The 17,122-nt window shown below is 63.7% G+C and carries 17 protein-coding genes and 1 pseudogene; 8 read left to right on the plus strand and 10 right to left on the minus strand.

The annotated features are described in order from the left end of the window. Positions 1-21: 21 nt before the first annotated feature. Positions 22-678 carry a DedA family protein gene (locus ABLE85_RS01070; protein WP_348790840.1) on the minus strand — a complete coding sequence of 219 codons (657 nt, stop codon included), beginning with the start codon at positions 676-678 and terminating at the stop codon, positions 22-24. 311 nt (positions 679-989) lie between these two features. Here ABLE85_RS01070 and ABLE85_RS01075 point away from each other — a divergent pair, with 311 nt between their 5' ends. After that, on the plus strand, positions 990-1,295 hold the full coding sequence (locus tag ABLE85_RS01075) for a glycine zipper 2TM domain-containing protein (RefSeq protein WP_348790841.1): 306 nt from the start codon (positions 990-992) through the stop codon (positions 1,293-1,295). A gap of 66 nt (positions 1,296-1,361) precedes the next feature. On the opposite strand, the gene ABLE85_RS01080 is transcribed toward ABLE85_RS01075, so the two are convergent. The 7 genes and pseudogenes from ABLE85_RS01080 to gcvA form a co-directional block, all read right to left on the minus strand. Beyond that, the gene (locus tag ABLE85_RS01080; RefSeq protein ID WP_348790842.1) at positions 1,362-2,015 is read right to left on the minus strand and encodes an acylneuraminate cytidylyltransferase family protein; all 654 of its coding nucleotides are present in this window, start codon (positions 2,013-2,015) and stop codon (positions 1,362-1,364) included. Positions 2,016-2,093: 78 nt separating this feature from the next. Continuing rightward, positions 2,094-2,336 (minus strand): annotated as a pseudogene (locus ABLE85_RS01085) (efflux RND transporter permease subunit); the annotation flags it as partial. Then, the gene (locus ABLE85_RS01090; protein ID WP_348790843.1) at positions 2,324-2,887 is read right to left on the minus strand and encodes an efflux RND transporter periplasmic adaptor subunit; all 564 of its coding nucleotides are present in this window, start codon (positions 2,885-2,887) and stop codon (positions 2,324-2,326) included. The gene ABLE85_RS01090 and the pseudogene ABLE85_RS01085, both read right to left, overlap by 13 nt. Further along, positions 2,884-5,070: a xanthine dehydrogenase family protein molybdopterin-binding subunit gene (locus tag ABLE85_RS01095; RefSeq protein ID WP_348790844.1), complete on the minus strand. Its 2,187-nt coding sequence runs from the start codon at positions 5,068-5,070 to the stop codon at positions 2,884-2,886. Before ABLE85_RS01095 ends, ABLE85_RS01090 begins: the two co-directional genes overlap by 4 nt. Then, positions 5,067-5,537, minus strand: coding sequence for a (2Fe-2S)-binding protein (locus tag ABLE85_RS01100; protein WP_348790845.1), 471 nt, complete (start codon positions 5,535-5,537; stop codon positions 5,067-5,069). The genes ABLE85_RS01095 and ABLE85_RS01100 overlap by 4 nt, the downstream gene beginning before the upstream one ends. A gap of 139 nt (positions 5,538-5,676) precedes the next feature. After that, a complete protein-coding gene (locus ABLE85_RS01105; protein WP_348790846.1) occupies positions 5,677-7,467 on the minus strand; it encodes a chloride channel protein in 1,791 nt (596 codons plus the stop codon). Positions 7,468-7,592: 125 nt separating this feature from the next. Continuing rightward, on the minus strand, positions 7,593-8,561 hold the full coding sequence (gene gcvA / locus ABLE85_RS01110) for a transcriptional regulator GcvA (protein WP_348790847.1): 969 nt from the start codon (positions 8,559-8,561) through the stop codon (positions 7,593-7,595). Between the two features lie 199 nt (positions 8,562-8,760). On the opposite strand from gcvA, the gene speB reads away from it, so the two are divergent. From speB to ABLE85_RS01140, 6 genes are all read left to right on the plus strand, one after another. Then, entirely contained in the window at positions 8,761-9,813 is a 1,053-nt protein-coding gene (gene speB / locus ABLE85_RS01115) for an agmatinase (protein ID WP_348790848.1), read from the plus strand. A gap of 124 nt (positions 9,814-9,937) precedes the next feature. Next, the gene (locus ABLE85_RS01120; RefSeq protein WP_348790849.1) at positions 9,938-11,026 is read left to right on the plus strand and encodes an ABC transporter substrate-binding protein; all 1,089 of its coding nucleotides are present in this window, start codon (positions 9,938-9,940) and stop codon (positions 11,024-11,026) included. 264 nt (positions 11,027-11,290) lie between these two features. Further along, positions 11,291-12,328, plus strand: coding sequence for an ABC transporter ATP-binding protein (locus ABLE85_RS01125; protein WP_348790850.1), 1,038 nt, complete (start codon positions 11,291-11,293; stop codon positions 12,326-12,328). Continuing rightward, complete coding sequence (locus tag ABLE85_RS01130) at positions 12,325-13,179, plus strand: ABC transporter permease (RefSeq protein ID WP_348790851.1); 855 nt, start codon at positions 12,325-12,327, stop codon at positions 13,177-13,179. Before ABLE85_RS01125 ends, ABLE85_RS01130 begins: the two co-directional genes overlap by 4 nt. Continuing rightward, the gene (locus ABLE85_RS01135; RefSeq protein WP_348791425.1) at positions 13,179-13,979 is read left to right on the plus strand and encodes an ABC transporter permease; all 801 of its coding nucleotides are present in this window, start codon (positions 13,179-13,181) and stop codon (positions 13,977-13,979) included. The genes ABLE85_RS01130 and ABLE85_RS01135 overlap by 1 nt, the downstream gene beginning before the upstream one ends. Beyond that, on the plus strand, positions 13,979-14,752 hold the full coding sequence (locus ABLE85_RS01140; RefSeq protein WP_348790852.1) for a carbon-nitrogen hydrolase family protein: 774 nt from the start codon (positions 13,979-13,981) through the stop codon (positions 14,750-14,752). The genes ABLE85_RS01135 and ABLE85_RS01140 overlap by 1 nt, the downstream gene beginning before the upstream one ends. A gap of 57 nt (positions 14,753-14,809) precedes the next feature. On the opposite strand, the gene ABLE85_RS01145 is transcribed toward ABLE85_RS01140, so the two are convergent. Together ABLE85_RS01145 and ABLE85_RS01150 are read right to left on the minus strand one after the other, a co-directional pair. Further along, entirely contained in the window at positions 14,810-15,106 is a 297-nt protein-coding gene (locus ABLE85_RS01145; RefSeq protein WP_348790853.1) for a DUF982 domain-containing protein, read from the minus strand. Positions 15,107-15,328: 222 nt separating this feature from the next. Then, positions 15,329-15,682 (minus strand): VanZ family protein, encoded by a 354-nt coding sequence (locus ABLE85_RS01150; protein WP_348790854.1) that lies wholly within the window; start codon positions 15,680-15,682, stop codon positions 15,329-15,331. A 302-nt stretch (positions 15,683-15,984) separates the two neighbouring features. Here ABLE85_RS01150 and ABLE85_RS01155 point away from each other — a divergent pair, with 302 nt between their 5' ends. Beyond that, a complete protein-coding gene (locus ABLE85_RS01155; protein WP_348790855.1) occupies positions 15,985-17,115 on the plus strand; it encodes an efflux RND transporter periplasmic adaptor subunit in 1,131 nt (376 codons plus the stop codon). The last annotated feature ends 7 nt before the right edge of the window (positions 17,116-17,122 follow it).

Consider the following 17,122-nt stretch of genomic DNA (forward strand, 5'->3'; position numbering starts at 1 on the left):
CCCGGCGTCGGCTTGAGCCGGCTAGGGGCGATCCGGCAACGCAGCCCTGGCGCGCAGCTCCAGTTCCTTCTCGTGGTGCCGAAAGAAGACAAAACCCGCGGCGACCGCGACAAGCGCGATGAGCAGGAAGGCTAGGCTCAGGGGACCGGCGACCGCCTTGATGCGTTCGCCGAAGAAATAGGCTCCGCACCCGAACAGGGTCGCCCAGCAGATGCCGCCGGCCGCGTTCATCAGCAGGAAGTGCGGCCAGTTCATCCGGTTGGCGCCGGCCAGCACCGCCGCGAAGGCGCGCAGGAAGGCAACGAAGCGGCCGAAGAACACGATCTTGCCGCCGTGCTTCAGGAACAGATATTGGCCGACCTTGAGACGTCCCTCGTCGAGCCGGATATAGCGGCCATATTTGGTGAGAAGCTTAAGCCCGATCGTGTGGCCAATGAGATATCCGATGTTGTCGCCGATGATGGCGCCGGCCGCGGCTACGGCGATGACGTGTACCAGGTTCAGGCCATGGGTCGCCCCGGCATAGAGCGCCGCGGACACCAGAACGGTCTCGCCCGGCATGGGCACGCCCATGCTTTCAGCCATCACCACCAGGAAAAGGACCCACAGCCCGTAGGTGTGTATGAGGTTGTGGAGGAAAGCCGACGACAGGAGTTCTGGCATTTGGCAGCTACGCATGAGGTTGTGTGAAGTTCCAACGCGATAGCGCGGCGTCGTGCCGACGTGCAAGATGCCTAGTCGACCCTGCTCACAAAGCCCAAGAAAATTCCGATATGGAGTTTGCACATGCAATGGCAACGCCGCAGCGCATGAAGACTGAAAAAACGATCATCACGAGACCTAGACTTCTGCTGGGCAGTAACATCTCAGGCTCCAGTCCGGCTATCTTGGGCGCCTGAAAGGATTTTTGGTGCTGGCTGGAGCAGTACCGTGACGGTAGCTTTTTGATGTGGTAACACCGCCGAATTGCTAAACCGGAGAGGTCTTTGATGAACAAACGCTTGTCTATGGCTGTGGCGCTCGCGGCGCTGACGCTTGCGGGCTGCAATACGCCCCAGGAACGTGCTCTCGGCGGCGGCGCGATCGGCGCTGGTGTAGGTGCCCTCGCGGGCCAGGCCATCGGAAGGAACACCGGGAGCACCGTTGCCGGCGCCCTGATCGGTGGTGCGGCTGGCGCATTGATTGGCGCTGCGACGGCACCCGGCATGTGCCGCTACCAGCAGTATGACAACCGTGGCCGCCCGCTTTACGACCGCTACGGCAATCCGCGCACCTACGAGGCTCGCTGCCAGTAACCGCGTTGCCAGGGTCCGCTTCCGCCTGTCGCCTCTCCCAGGGCGGCAGGCGTTTTTGTATCCCCGCTAGAGGCGGTTCCTGCCGTTTTCCAGCAGCGCCCTGGCAATGACCAGGTCTGCCGGCTCATCGATGTCTATGGACCGTTCGGCCGGCATTTCGAAGCCGACGGCATTGCTCCACCAGCTTTCGCCGTTGCGCAGCTTCATGGCTTCGGCAACGTAGATTGCCCCATTGGGGGCAAAGAACTGCGCATTCTGGCGCCGGTCCTGGAGGGGCAGGGACGGGGTGAGGCCGCCATCTTCGCTCATGGTGAACAGCCACGGTTTCGCCCGTGCGACGCTGACCACCGGCCGCCCGGTTACATGATGAAGCTTCAGCGAGCCCGAAATGTCCGCCGCCGTGCGAAGCGGGGAAGTCGGCTGCAATAGGACCACCGTGTCCGCCTCGACCTGTTCGAGCGCGTGCAGGACCACGGGAAGGGCAGCAGCATCGTCACCCGAAAGGTGCGCTGGCCTCAGGAATGGCACCTCCGCGTCGAAGCGACGGGCCACCTCGGCAATTTCAGGATCGTCGGTTGAGACCAGCACGCGCTCGACCCCTGCCCGCCTTGCAGCCTCGATCGTCCAGGCGATCAACGGCTTTCCGGCAAAATCGACTATGTTCTTGCGCGGTATGCCCTTGGAACCACCCCGCGCTGGAATGACGGCGAGCGTCGCCATGTCAAGCCCCTCCATTTCCCCACTGCTCCGCATTATGGAGCCCTTTGGGCATGGTCTTCAACGGCTCGTTGTATCAACTCATCTTGCGCCTTCGACCGGGCCTTTCCGTCTGCGGGAGAGGCGGGCCGACGCCCACTCGCCAAACATCTCCATGTAGAGGTAAGTCACCGGGGTGGTGAACAGGGTGAGCGCCTGCGAGACGATAAGACCGCCAACCACTGCCACACCGAGGGGCTGGCGCAGGTCGGAGCCGGCCCCGATGCCCACGGCGATCGGGAGGGTGACGAATATGGCCGCCATGGTGGTCATCATGATCGGACGACGCTTTCGCCCAGTTTCAAGCCCGAAGCGATGAGAGACATGTTGTTCTCGGTCTGCGTGACGACGATCGGCCGCGCTTCGACCGTGTTGTCGGGCTTCACCACATAAACGAAGCTGCCGTTCGGTCCCGTCTGCACGGCCGCGCTTGGCACCGTGATGCCGTTCTTGACCGTCTCCACGACCAGATGCGCGTTGACGAACTGACCGGGCCACAGCGCTTCGTCGGTGTTCGGAAACTCCGCCTTGAGCCGGACGGTGCCGGTGGTCTGGTCGACCTGGTTGTCGACGAGGTTGAGATGCCCTTCAGCGATCTGCTTCTGATCGGCCGGATCATAGGCCTGGACGCGGAGCTTGCCCTTGCTCATGGCCTCGCGAACGCGCGGAATGTCGGTCTCGGGAATCGGAAAGACGACGTAGAGCGGCTTGATTTGGGTCACGATCACCAGCGTCTCGGTATTCGCCCGCACCAGATTGCCGAAATCGACCTGCTTGATGCCGGTGACGCCGTCGAGAGCCGGTCCGACGTGACACGCCAGGTCGCACGTGCTCAACTGCGCTGGCCGGAGAGGTCTACGTCCTTGATCGGCAGGCGGCGGATGCGCTTGCCCGTCGCTGCGAAGATGGCGTTGCAGACCGCCGGTGCGATCGGCGGCGTGCCGGGTTCGCCGATGCCGCCCCATTTCGAACCGCCGCTCAGCGCGAGATGGGTTTCTATCCGCGGCATATCGGCCAGCCGCACCACCGGATAGTCGTCGAAATTGCCTTGGACCACAGCGCCTTTCTCGATGGTTATCTCACCGAACAGGGCAGCTGACAGGCCGTAAACGATGCCACTCTCGATCTGCATCTCCACCGTGCGCGGGTTGACGACATGGCCGCAGTCTACTGCTGCAATCACGCGCTCGACACGGAGCTCGCCCTTGGGGCTGACCGCCACTTCCGCTACCTCGCCGACGATGGTGCCGAAGGATTCGTGGATGGCAATGCCGCGTCCCTTGCCCGGAGGCATTGGCTTGTCCCAGTCGCTCTTCTCGGCAATCTTGTCGAGTACGTCCAGAAAATCCCCCTTGCCGGCCAGCAGCTTGCGCCGGAAGCGATAGGGGTCCTCACCGGCGGCGTAGGCCAGTTCGTCGATGAAGCTTTCCATCGCAAAGGCGTTCTGCGAACTGCCGACCGAGCGCCAGAACATGACCGGCACATGGGTGTTCTTCAGCACGCAGCTGACGTCGAGCGCCCCCACGCGGTAAGGCTGGTTTGCGAGGCCTTCGACGGCCGCGGGCTCGAGCCCGTCGTCGGTGTTGCCCCAGCCCAGCGAGCGGAGGATCGACCCCACCGCCGTGCGCACGCGCAAGCCGGTCGGCTCGCCGTCCGCCCCGAGTGCTGCCTCGAAATGGATTGCCGCCTGCGGACGATAGCGGTCGTGGCGCATGTCCTCCTCGCGAGTCCAGACGAGCTTGACGGGCTTGCCGACGGCCTTGGCCACGGTGACGGCCTGCACCAGCTCGTCATTGACCGCGCGCCGGCCAAAGCCGCCGCCGAGGAAGCAATTGTGCACCTGGACGTTTTCCGGCCGTACGCTGGCAGCCTTGGCTGCCAGCTGCAGCGCCATTTCCGGATACTGCGTGCCGAGCCAGACGTCGACCTTGTCGCCCTGCACATGCGCCGTGCAGTTGAGCGGCTCCATGGGGGCATGGGCCAGGTGAGGCACCTCGTAGAGAGCCTCCACCTTCTTGCCTTCGGCCAATGCCTTCACCACGTCGCCTTCCTTGCGCGCGGTCGCGGCCTTGCCGTTCAGGGCGGCGCGATAGGCCTCGGCGAATTGCGTGCTGTCGGTGCCGGCGGCGGTGCCTTCGTCCCAGGTCACGGGAAGTGCAGCGACGGCCTCCTTGGCGCGCCAGAAGCGGTCCGCAACGACTGCGACGCCGCCGGGAACCGGCACCACCGCCTTGACGCCGCGCCGTCCCTCGACGGCCTTGGCGTCATAGGACTTCACCGTGCCGCCAAACACCGGACAGGTGACGACGGCGGTGTAGAGCATGTCCGGCAAGCGGATGTCGATGCCGAACCGGGCAGTGCCATTCAATTTGGAGGGCGTATCCAGGCGGCCCAGCGGTTGGCCGATCAGCGTGTATTGGTCCGGCGTCTTGATCGCGGGCTCTAGCGCCAGCTTCACCTTGGCAGCTTCGGCCGCCAGTTCGCCATAGCTCAGACTGCGTCCGCTGGCGGCGTGGGTGACACGGCTGTCCCCGGCCGCGCAATCGTCTGCCGCGACGCCCCAGCGTGTTGCCGCCGCCTGGATCAGTCGCACACGGGCGCTTGCACCGGCCTGCTGCAGGAATTCGCGCGAGTGGCGGACCGCGCTCGACTCGCCGGTCAGCATGCGGACGTAGACGTTGTTCTCACGCAGATTGCGGTTGGCAGAGGCATATTCGGCCCGAACCTTGTTCCAGTCGCAGCCGAGTTCTTCGGCGACGATCATCGGCAGCGCGGTGAAGACGCCTTCGCCCATCTCCGACTGGGCAACGCGGATGACGACCGTGTCGTCCGGCTCGATGAGTATCCACGCGTTTATCTCGTTGCCGTTCGCCTGGGTCCAGGGCTCGGGTGACATGGTGGCGGCGTCGGCGAGGTCGGGCAGTGCGAGCCCGATGGCCAGGCCCCCGGCAGCGCTGAGCGACACCACCAGGAAACGCCGGCGGCTGATGTTGGCAAAATCCGTGTCGAAGGGGCTCATGGCGCGTCCCCATTGTCCTTCAGGATCGCTGCGGCGCGGTGGATCGCCGCCCGGATGCGCATGTAGGTGCCGCAGCGGCAGATATTGGTCAGCCCGTCGTCGATGTCGGCGTCGGTCGGTTCGGGGTGCTCATTGAGGAAGGCCACGGCGGCCATGATCTGACCCGACTGGCAATAGCCGCATTGCGGCACGTCTTCGGCCAGCCAAGCCTGCTGCACGGGGTGGCTGTTGTCGGGCGATAGTCCTTCGATGGTGACGATCGTCGCGCCGTCAGCGTCGCCAACCTGCATCGAGCAGGAGCGCACCGCCTTGCCGTCGACATGCACGGTGCAGGCGCCACACTGGGCGATGCCGCATCCGTATTTCGTACCGGTGAGGCCAAGCTCGTCGCGGATCACCCACAGGAGCGGGGTTTCCGGCTCGATATCAAATTTCTGCCGGCTTCCGTTGATGGTGAATGCAACCATGGGCGGATCTCCCAGCGGAGCGCGGCGCCTCGTTATGCAGGCGCCGACGCGCTCGCACGAGTGCCAGTTAATCGCGTAAACGCCGACGGCGCCAGTCCGGTAACGGCAATGTGTAGGGCAGATGACGCTGGGCGTAGAGCTATCTTTCGCCGTAGATGTCGCGGCGGGCCTTATCCAGCTCCTCCGCATAGCGGCGCAGCATATGCCCTTCCGTAAGCAGGCCGACGACCTTCCGCCCGACGAAATCCTGCACCACCGCCAGTTCCTCGCTGCTGGCCATGGTAAAGGCCTCGGCTGCAGCCTTTACGTTCATGGTCGGCACCAGCACCGTCTCTCGGGACTTGGCCAGGGCCGCCACAGGCTGCTTGTCACCTGCCTGATCGGGATGAAGGCCATGGACCTCGGCGACCACCAGCATGCCGAGATACTTCCGGCCTGGGCCGACGATTATGACACGCTGGGTCGAACCCAGCGGCACCGACTTGCGGAACTCCCCTAGCGTGATGTCGCCGGGCACCGTGCGAACGTCCTCGCGCATCATGCTGCCGACGGTGAGATTGCGCATCCAGCCGATGTCCTGGGCGCTGCGGATCGTCTCCCCTCGCAGGTGGAACCGCCAGGTCGAGAAGGAGAAGCCAAAGGCTTCGCGCACGAGCAATGCCGACACGATGGCCGCCGCCAGCGCGACTCCGGTGAGCGCCAGGTTGCCGCTGGATTCGAGCGCCAGGAAGGTCATCGTCAGCGGTCCGCCGACGACGCCGACGGCCAGCGACGTCATCCCCACCACCGCCGCGACCGTGGGGTCGATGCCGACCTCGGGAGAGAGCACGGTCATCCCGGCGGCAAACATCTTGCCGAGCAGGGCCCCCAGAAACAGCGAGGCGAAGAACAGGCCACCGCGAAAGCCAGAGCCGAGCGAGACGGCGGAGGCCAGAAGCTTGAGCACGAACAACTGCGTGATGACGTAAAGCCCGTAGTTCATCGCCAATTCCCGATGCAGGCCGCCATGCCCACTGGAAAGCACCTGCGGTGTGACCAGGCCGAGCAGCCCGACGACGCAACCGCCGATCACCGGCCGCAAGGCTGGGCCGACCGCGAGCTTGCCGAACAACAACTCCACCAGCGTCACTAGCCGCATGATGCCGATGGAGGCGGCCCCTGCGAGCAGGCCCAGGATGATGAAAGGTACGTATTGCGCGACCGTCATTGGCGGTAGATTTCCCAAATCGACCGGAAACTGGATGTCGCCGAAGTAGCTGGCTGTCAGCGAAGCGCAGAGTGCTGCGGCCATCACGGGGGCCAAATTGGCGATGGAGTACACGCCGATGATCAACTCGAAGCCGTAGAAGGCGCCGGTGAGCGGAGCGCCGAAGGCGGCCGCGATCGCGCCCGCTGCGCCGCAGCCCACAAGTATACGCACGTCACCACGCCGCAGACCGAACTGCCTTGCAATCCACGACGCGACGCCGGAACCAGTCTGGGTGTAGGCCGCCTCGAGTCCGACCGATGCGCCGAAGCCGCTCGAGATGATCGTCTGCCACGCGACGATAAAGGTGTCGGTCATCGACAGGCGTCCGCCATGCAGGGCGTTTGCCTCGATCGGGTCGATAGGGGTCCGAAAACGCCGACGTCTCAGAACGACGACCGTCAGACCGACGATGGCGCCGCCGAAAACAGGCACCAGCGCCTGCCATGGATTTGACAGGGAAAACATCGCCGACAGGCGCGCGCCCGGCGGCAGGCCGAAGAGCAGCCAGTGCATGCCTTGCACGATCGCGCCCATCGCGGTCGTCAGCGCGCCCGCGATTACGCCGACAACACAAGCCAGCCCAACGAGAGTTACGCCGCGGGCGGTAAGGAAGCGCGCTGTGGCCCAGAGCTGGGCGCGGAGCCGCTCGGATAGGGAGGTTATCGGCTTATCGAGGCGCACTTCGTGGTCCGATCTGACACGCTACCCGTCATAGGCCAAATTTATCAGCGGTGAAATTGGCTTGTGGTCGGGAGCCGTGGCATGTTCAAACTGCCGAACATTCGCCGATGCTGGCCTCCTCCGACCTATTGCCTCGCCACAGAGCCGGCCTTCTGAACGCGCTTCTTACGGATGCTGATCTGGCCAGCGACCGCCGCTTCCGCTCGCCCTGCCGCCTCGTCGCGCTCGGCATAGAGCCAGTCGATGAAGACCTGCGCGATGGGCGTGGAGCGTACCTCGTGCCGACAGGCCACGTAGAACGCGTGGACGGCAGGCACCGACAGGTTGAAAGGCGTGACGAGCTGGCCCTTCGCGAGCAGGCCGCTGGCCGTCACCGAGTCTCCAAGTGCCACCCCATGACCGTGCACCGCCGCTTCGGTCGACAGTCGCGCGTCGCTGAACAGATGCTGTTGCCCGCGCTGAAGGTCGAGCGCATCGGCCGCTGCCAGCCAGGTATGCCATTCGCGTCCGTCATCGCCATGCAGCATGACGTGGTCGGCAAGGTCGCGAATGGCGCGGATCGGCCGGTTGTTGATCAAGGTCGGGCTGACCACCGGGAACAGCTCGAGGTCGGACCACTTTCTCAGCCAGCAATCGGTCCAGCCGCCCTCGCCGTAGAGCACACAGAGATCTATGTCCGGCGAACGAATGTCCTGCGGGTCGTTCGACGCGGCAAGCCGCAGGCTGATGTCAGGAAAGCGCGCCGTGAAGCGCGAGAGCCGAGGGATCAGCCAAAGCGAGAGAAGCGCGGGCACGCAGCTTATCGAAAGCCGCCCCGTGCTGGTAGGCCGGGTCATGCGGGCGGTGGCCGCGGCGATGCCGTCAAAGGCGGTGGAAACCGCCGGCAAAAGCTCGGCGCCTTGCGGTGTCAGTTTCAGCCGTGGGCCGATGCGCTCGAACAGCTTGACCTTGAGCGATTGTTCCAGCGCACGAATCTGGTGGCTGATGGCGCCATGGGTCACGCTGAGCTCGCTTGCAGCCTTGCTCAGCGAGCCCAGCCGGGCTGTCGCCTCGAAGGCGCGCAGCGGGTTCAGTGGCGGCAGGCGCTTGATCATGGTGGAAACTGCGATGCCTTCAAATGTGAGAAAACCTCACAATCGAGCCTATAACAATATCAATTGATTTTTCAACGCGCCCACCCAACAATCCGCGCGGAGTGAAAAGGCGTGCCAGCGGCTTTCAGGGAGGCTCAAGACGACAAATGGTCGAACCGGCTTCCGTGCGTCGCTGCAGGCGTGCAAAGGAGGTTTCAGTATGGGTTTTGACCGTGGCAAGCTCGACGCGCTGCGCAGCAAATATGGCGAGAGCCATGGCGGCGACATTTTCGATCCGCGCTTCCGGAAAGTAGCCGACAAGATCTTCACCAAGGGCGGCACGCGCCGCGCGCCCTATGCCGGCATGCCGACGCTCTTGAGCGCGCCGCACCTGCCGGTCGATTTCGCCAATCCGGATTTTGAAGACCTGCAGGTCGCGCTGATCGGCATGCCGATGGATCTCGGCGTGACCAACCGTCCGGGCTCGCGCTTCGGTCCGCGCGCGCTGCGCTCCATCGAGCGCATCGGGCCTTACAACCACGTCCTGGATTGCGCGCCCACTTTCGACCTGCGGGTGGCCGACGTCGGCGACGTGCCCTTCGCCACCCGCTACCGGCTGGAACAGAGCCATGACGACATCGAGGCCACGATCGCCAAGATCGTCGGCGCCGGCGTCATTCCGCTGTCGGTCGGCGGCGACCACTCGATTACCCACCCGATCCTCAAGGCGATCGGCAAGGACCGCCCGGTCGGCCTGATCCACATCGACGCCCATTGCGACACCGGCGGCCTGTTCGACCAGACCAAGTTCCACCACGGCGGCCCGATGCGCAACGCCGTGCTCGACGGCGTGCTCGATCCGTCCCGCACCATCCAGATCGGCATTCGCGGCTCGTCCGAATATCTGTGGGAGTTCTCCTATGAATCCGGCATGACCGTCATCCACGCCGAGGAAATCTCGGAGATGGGCATACCGGCAATCATCGAGAAGGCGCGGCAGATCGTGGGCGATGGCCCGACCTATGTGTCCTTCGACATCGACAGCCTCGACCCGGCCTTCGCGCCCGGCACCGGCACGCCGGAAGTCGGCGGCTTCACCACGCGCGAGGCGCTGGAGCTGCTGCGCGGCCTCAAGGGCCTCAACCTCGTCGGCGGCGACGTGGTCGAGGTGGCGCCGCAGTATGACGGCACCACCAATACCGCTCACGCAGGCGCGCAGATGCTGTTCGAGATACTGAGCCTGATGGTGTTCAGCCCGGCGGTGAAGCGCTGAGACTGCTAGCCTTGTCCCGATTGCGTCGGGGCAGGGCGTCCCGTGTGGCGCTAGCCCACGGAACAGGACATAAATAAGTCAAAATGAACATGCCGGCGAAACCGGCGAGAAAGAGGAGAACAAGATGAGCGAAATTCTGAAGGGCGGCGTCAGCCGTCGCACAATGCTCAAGGCTGGCGTTGCCGCCGCAGGTCTGCTTGCCATGCCCGCCGTTCTGCGCGCGCAGGAGAAGTCGCTGAAGGTCGGCGTCTATGGCGGCTATTTCAAGAAGTCATTCGACAACCACATCTTCCCGGAATTCACCAAGGCCACTGGCATCGAGGTCGAGTCCATCGCCGAACCGACCGGCGAAGCCTGGCTGGTGCAGCTCGAACAGGCCGCCAAGGCGGGTCAGGCTCCGGCCGACGTCTCGATGATGTCGCAGGTCGCTACGCTCAAGGGCCAGGCGACCGAGCTGTGGACGCCGATCGACATCTCCAAGATCAAGCATGGAGGCGACCTGCTCGACCGCTTCGTCAACAAGTATCCGGACGGCCGCGTCGCCGGCATCGGCGCGGTGGCGTGGTTCATCACCTTGGTCACCAACACCGACGTCTACAAGGAAGCCCCGACCTCCTGGGGCGCTCTGTGGGATCCGGCCAACCAGGACAAGCTGGGTCTTCTGGCGCTGGCTTCCAACTCCTTCCTGCTGGAGGTGACGGCCAAGACCTTCATGGGCGGCACCAACGCGCTCGACACCGAGGAAGGCCTGCTGAAGGCCTTCGACAAACTCGCCGAGGTCAAGCCGAATGTGCGCCTGTGGTATCGCGACGAGGCGCAGTTCGAGCAGGCGCTGAAGTCGGGCGAAATCCCGATGGGCCAGTACTACCATGACGTCACCGGCCTTGCCGCCGCCGACGGCCAGCCCGTGCGCTCGACCTTCCCGAAGGAAGGCGGCATCCAGGATTCGGGCAACTGGGTCATCTCGCGCGCTTCCAAGAAGACAGACGAGGCCCACGCCTTCATCGACTTCATGAGCCAGCCCTCGATCCAGGGCCTGATGTCGCGCAAGGTCGGCACCGCGCCGACGCTGAAGAAGGACGTTCTGGATCTGACGCCGGAAGAGTTCGGAGCCGTGTCGTCGGAGATCGATCCGATCATCCCGCGCTACGACCTCTATACGACCAAGGCCGACTGGATCAACCAGAAGTGGACCGAGCTGATCGTCGGTTGAGACACGTCCATACGCATCTCATCCTGGCCCTCCCTTCCTCGCTGGCGGGGAGGGCCGTTGACCAGCCAAATCGCGGCTAGCCTCTAAACGGCTGGAGAATCTGCCCGGGGCTCCGGGCCTAATCAACAATAAGCCGCTCAGCCGGCGCCGCAAAATTGGCCCAAGCCTTCAAGCACTGATCGCCGAGAATGACTTTTCTATCCCTTCGGGGCGTGGAAGAGTGGCGGCAGGTATGAAGCAAGCCGAAACAGAAGTGGGAGACACATGTCCGGCCTGTCTTTGAATGACGTCACCAAGGAATTCGGTAACTTCAAGGCGGTGGATCGCGTTGCGCTCCACGTGCCCCATGGCAGCTTCGTGTGCCTTCTGGGGCCGTCCGGTTGCGGCAAGACCACGCTGCTGCGCATGATCGCGGGCCTCGAGGAGCCGAGCAGCGGCTCGATCGCCATCGACGACGACGACATCACCAAGGTGCCGACGCACAAGCGCAACCTTGGCATGGTGTTCCAGTCGCTGGCGCTGTTCCCGCATCTTTCGGTAGGCGAGAACATCGCCTATCCGCTGCGCATCCGCGGCCGTTCCAAGGACGAGCAGGCCAAGCGCGTCGACGAACTCCTGAAGCTCATCCATTTGCCCGGTTTTGCCGATCGCCCGGTGGCGAAACTGTCCGGCGGCCAGCGCCAGCGCGTGGCGATTGCCCGGGCGCTTGCGCTCTCGCCGCGCCTGTTCCTGCTCGACGAGCCGCTTTCGGCGCTGGACGCCAAGCTGCGGGAGGCCATGCAGGTCGAGCTGCGCCAGCTGCAGCAGAAGCTCGGCATTACCACCATTGTCGTCACCCACGACCAGCGCGAGGCCATGACCATGGCCGACCTCGTCGTGGTGATGGGCGAGGGAAGGATCAGGCAGGCGGCGGCGCCGGTGGAAATCTACCGCAAGCCGGCCGACGCCTTTGTCGCCGACTTCATCGGCATGACCAATCTCCTGCCCGTCGAAGCGGACGGCGCCGGTCGTGCGGTGGTGCTCGGCACGGCCGTTCCAGGTCTTGCCCTGTCCGCGGGCGTGAAGAAGGCCCAGATTTCGGTCCGTCCCGAAGATGTGCGCCTGACCGCCCCCGGCGACGGCGCGATCTCCGGCACCGTCACCTTCGTGCGCGACCTTGGCGGCACCATCGAAACCTTCGTGGAAGCCGGCGGCAAGACCATCATCGCCGTCGCAACGCCGCGCGAGCGGCCGAACGTCCTGGCCGGCTCGCCGGTCGGCGTCGTGCTGCCGGCCGAAAGCTGCGTGGTGCTCGACAAATGAGACGCGAAGCGCCCAAGACGGTCGCCGACTACGCGCCGTTGATATACCCGGCGGTGATGCTGGTCGTGTTCTTCGTGGTGCCGTTTTCCACCATGATCGCGGTCAGCTTCTTCAAGCGCAATCCGTCCGGCTTCTACACGCCGGATTTCGTGTTCGACAATTACGCGCGCTTCCTGTCGACGTTCTTCGGCTCTGTGCTCGGCTTTTCGCTGATGCTGGCCGTTCTCGTCGCCATCTGCTGCGTGGGGATCGCTTTCCCTTTCACCTACTTGCTCACCAAATGCACACGTAAGGTGCAAACAGTGTGGCTGGTCTGCCTGCTTTCGGTGCTGTCGCTGTCGGAAGTCATCATCGGCTTCAGCTGGTCGACGCTGTTTTCGCGCACCGCCGGCATCACCAACCTTCTCGTCGCCGTCGGCCTGATGTCCCAGCCGCAGGCGCTGCTGCCCGGCTTTGGTGCCGTTCTGACGGGCATGGTCTACCAGGCCATGCCCTACACGATCCTTGTGCTCTATCCTGCCCTGGTGCGTCTTGACCCGACCCTGCTCGAGGCCGCGCGCACGCTTGGTGCCTCGCCGGTTCGTGCCTTCTTCAACGTGGTGACACCGGCACTGCGCAACACGCTGGTGGCGACGCTGATCATGGTCTTCGTCTTCGCGCTCGGCTCCTACCTGCTGCCGCAGATTCTTGGCCGGCCGCAGCACTGGACGCTGTCGGTGCTGATCACCGACCAGGCCATCTACCAGTCCAACATGCCGTTTGCGGCGGCTATGGCAGTGTTTTTGGTGCTGATCTCGCTGGCGTTGGTGGGGCTCACCCTGCTCGTCGGCCGGAAGGAGAGCGCGGCATGATGCAGAACTGGCTTCGCAAGCTTTATTTCGTTGCCGTGGCGCTGTTTCTGGCGGCTCCGCTGGTGGTCGTGCTCGGGGTCTCGGTCAATCAGAAGCAGGACCTGACCTTCCCGCCGAAGGGCTTTTCGTTCGCCTGGTATTCGCAGATTTTCACCGATCCCGAATGGCGCAGCGCGCTGATCGCCTCGCTGCTCTTGGCGCTGTCCTCCGCGGCAATCGCGGTTTCCGTGGCGCTTCCGCTGTCCTGGTTCCTGTGGCGGCGCAAGGCGCCCTGGGCGCGCATCTTCCAGCTGCTCGGCGTGGCGCCCTTCATCTTGCCACCGGTCATCACCGCGCTCGGCTTCCTGACCTTCTGGGCCACCACCGGCTTCTACGGAGCGCCCTGGACGGCGGCGATCAGCCACGCGATCTTCTTCGTCACCCTGCCGCTGGTGACCCTGTCGCTCGGCTTTGCCTCGATCGACAACTCGCTGGTCGAGGCGGCGTCCACCATGGGCGCCGACGACCGCACGGTGGCGCGCACCGTGGTGCTGCCGCTGATCCTGCCCTATCTCGTATCGGGCTATGCGTTCGCCTTCGTGCTGTCGCTGAACGAGTACATCATCGCCTACATGACCATCGGCTTCACCATGGAGACGCTGCCGATCAAGATCTTCAACGCCTTGCGCTATGGCTACACGCCGACCATGGCGGCGGTCTCGGTGTTCTTCGTGGCGCTTGCGGCTCTGGTCTTCGGGCTGATCGCGAAGTTCGGCGATATCAGAAAACTGCTCGGCGCCATGGGTTCGGAGGTCAGGTGATGAAACTCGCAGCACTCCAGATGCAGTCGGTCGCCGGCGATGTGACCGCCAATCTCGCACGGATCAGACAGGCCGCGCTCGAAGCGGCCGCAGCCGGCGCGACGCTCTTGATCACGCCGGAACTCTCGCTCACCGGCTATGGTGCGGGCGAAGCGATCCGCAAGCTGGCCGAACCGGAAGATGGCGAGCAGGCCGACCGGCTGGCCGCGATTTCGGACGAGACCGGCATCGGCATCGTCGCCGGCTTTGCCGAGCGCCACGGCGAGGCGATCTACAACAGCGCGCTCTATGTCGACGGGCTTGGCGCGCGCACCGTCTACCGCAAGTCGCATCTCTACGGCCCTTACGAGCGGGGCCTGTTCGTGCCTGAAGAGCCTAAGGCGCAGGTCATCAACCACCGCGGCACCACGGTCGGCCTGCTGATCTGCTATGACGTTGAGTTCCCCGAAAACGTCCGCCGCCTGGCGCTGGCGGGCGCAGAGGTCATCGCCGTGCCGACGGCGCTGCCGAAGAGCGACCATGACGAGCTCATCGCGCGCAAGATGATCCCGGTCCGCGCCTTCGAGAATCAGGTCTTCGTCGCCTATGTGAACCATTGCGGCGCCGATGCGCTGTTCTCCTATGCGGGGCTTTCGGTCATCGCCGCGCCCGACGGTTCGCTGCTGGCCGAAGGCGGAGCGACTGGTGAGAAATTGTTGATCGCAAAAATCGACACCGGCGATTACGTCGAATCCGCGGCCGCAAATTCCTATCTCGCCGATCTCAGGAGCTGACAGGTACGGCCGGGGGGTATTGCGGGCTTCAGTGAAGCTCGCGCCCGGTCATTGACCTTACTTGGTGAGTGGCTTTGCCTGCTGCTGTCCCCCAACCGCAGCGGGAGGAGGGGCATCTTCGGCCAGAATCCCCGTGATACGGGCAAAGCTCTCGAAGGCCTTGTGCGCATCTTCCGCCGAAAGCCGGGCTTCGATTGCGGCATGGCAGCCGTTCACGGCGCAATTGTAAACAGGCCCGCGGCGCTCGGGCGGCCAGCGGTGAAGAAATTCCAGTGCCTCGTCGACGTTGTCGACCTCCTTGATCTGGTGTTCGATCGAGACGCGCACCGGAGAAAGGAATTGCAAGTTGTGCATGACCTGCCTCCGAATTCTGGAGCAACATATGTTGCCCGCTGCATTCCGTTGGCCTGTTGGGATCGCGTCCGCTAACGAACGTCGCGTGACCCTGGCGTCTAGGCGCCACTGAGACAGGATTACGTCTTAACGGACACGTCGCACCCTGCCCGCCGGCTCTGAACCCACAAACCCGATAGCGTTAACGCTACGCGTGGAGAAAGGTTGCGCAAGCAGCGTTTCTTAGCCGCCGGCGCTCCAACGCCGCGAGAGCCGGTTGATCGCCATTCCGACGAGGGCGCCGCCAATGCCGCCTGACGCCTTCACCACTGCGTCCTCGAAGCGGGCGTGACGCGTCGATGACAGCAACTGCGACAGCTCGGAGACGAACGCGGCTCCCATGACGAAACAGGCGACCAGAATCCAATGCCTCGGATATCCGATGGCGAAGGCAAGGCCAAGAACGGCGAAGGCGAAGAGGCGTTCGAGGCCCGCCGGCTCGCCCGTGGTCGGCCGCCATTCGATCGGGGAAATCGTTACGAAAAAAATCGCTATCAGCAACAGCCATGCGATCGGACGTGCAAAGCGGCTAACCATCGTTCATCCCATAGCCAGAAGGCAGCTTGCAATCCATGAAGGGTAGCAAAGCGTTCGGAAGAGCTGCACATAACTTTTCTACGAAAAGGCCGCCAGATGCCAGGTGCAAGTGCTGCCGAGTTCCCGGAAGAACGACAAACAGGGCTGGCGGGCCGGGCGGCGCATACCTAGGTATTTTGGAGAACGTACCAAGGTAGAGCGCAGCGCACCCGGTCCCGATCGGTGAACGCCTATTGTGATCACACTTTTGGGCACCGATTGCAGGGAGAAGCGCAGCGCTCGCTTTTTTGGAAGGGTGCACGATGCTCAAGCGCATGGTGCTTATGCTCGTCCTCACCGCACTGGTTCTGGGCGGTGTTTTCGGCTTCGAGGCATTCAAGTCTTCCATGATCCGGAGCGTGATGGCCTCGCTGGCCAATCCGCCGCAAACCGTGTCGACGATGACCGCTACCACCGAGAAATGGCAGCCGCAGTTGGAGGCGGTCGGCAGCGTGCGGGCAGTCAACGGGGCCAATCTCAGCGGGCAGGTCGCGGGCATCGTCTCCGCCCTGCATTTCGAATCGGGCGCCGACGTCAAGAAGGGAGACCCTTTGGTCGAACTCGAGTCGGCTGACGACATCGCGCACCTCGAAGCACTGAAGGCAACCGCAGCTTTGGCCAAGATCGTATTCGACCGCGACAGCAAGCTCGTCAAAACCAACTACGTGAGCCAGCAACAGGTCGACACCGACCGTGCAAACCTCCTGAACGCGGAGGCGTTGGCAACCCAGCAACAGGCTCTGGTCGAATACAAGTCTATCAAGGCGCCTTTCGCCGGCCGGCTCGGCATTCGCCAGGTGGACCTTGGCCAATATCTTCCCGCGGGCACCTCAATCGTCACGCTCCAGCAGCTCGATCCGATCTACATCGACTTTTACATGCCCCAGCAGTCGCTGGCTCAGATCAAGGTTGGCCAGGCCGTTTCGGCGAAGGTCGATACCTTTCCCAACCGCAAGTTCGATGGAGAGATCTCGGCGATCAACTCCCTGGTGGACACCGCTACTCGCAACGTCCAGGTCCGCGCCACGATACAGAACAAGGACAAGCTGTTGCTGCCCGGCATGTTTGCAACCGTCGACATCGATGTCGCTGCGCCGCAGAGATTCGTGACCCTTCCTCAAACCGCGATCGCCTATAATTCCTACGGCGACATCGTCTATCTCGTAGATGATGAGGGCAAGGACCAGAACGGCGAGCCTCGGCTGGTCGCAAGACAGACTTTCGTGACTACTGGCTCGACCCGCGGCGACCAGGTCGCGGTGCTCGACGGCGTCAAGGATGGCGATGTCGTTGTCACTGCGGGCCAGATCAAGCTGCGCAATGGGGTGCCGGTCAAGATCGACAATACCGTGCAGCCGACCAATGATCCCAATCCGAGGCCGACGGACAAATGATCGACGC

The sequence above is a fragment of the Mesorhizobium sp. KR1-2 genome, from assembly GCF_040045035.1.
Lineage (GTDB): Bacteria > Pseudomonadota > Alphaproteobacteria > Rhizobiales > Rhizobiaceae > Pseudaminobacter.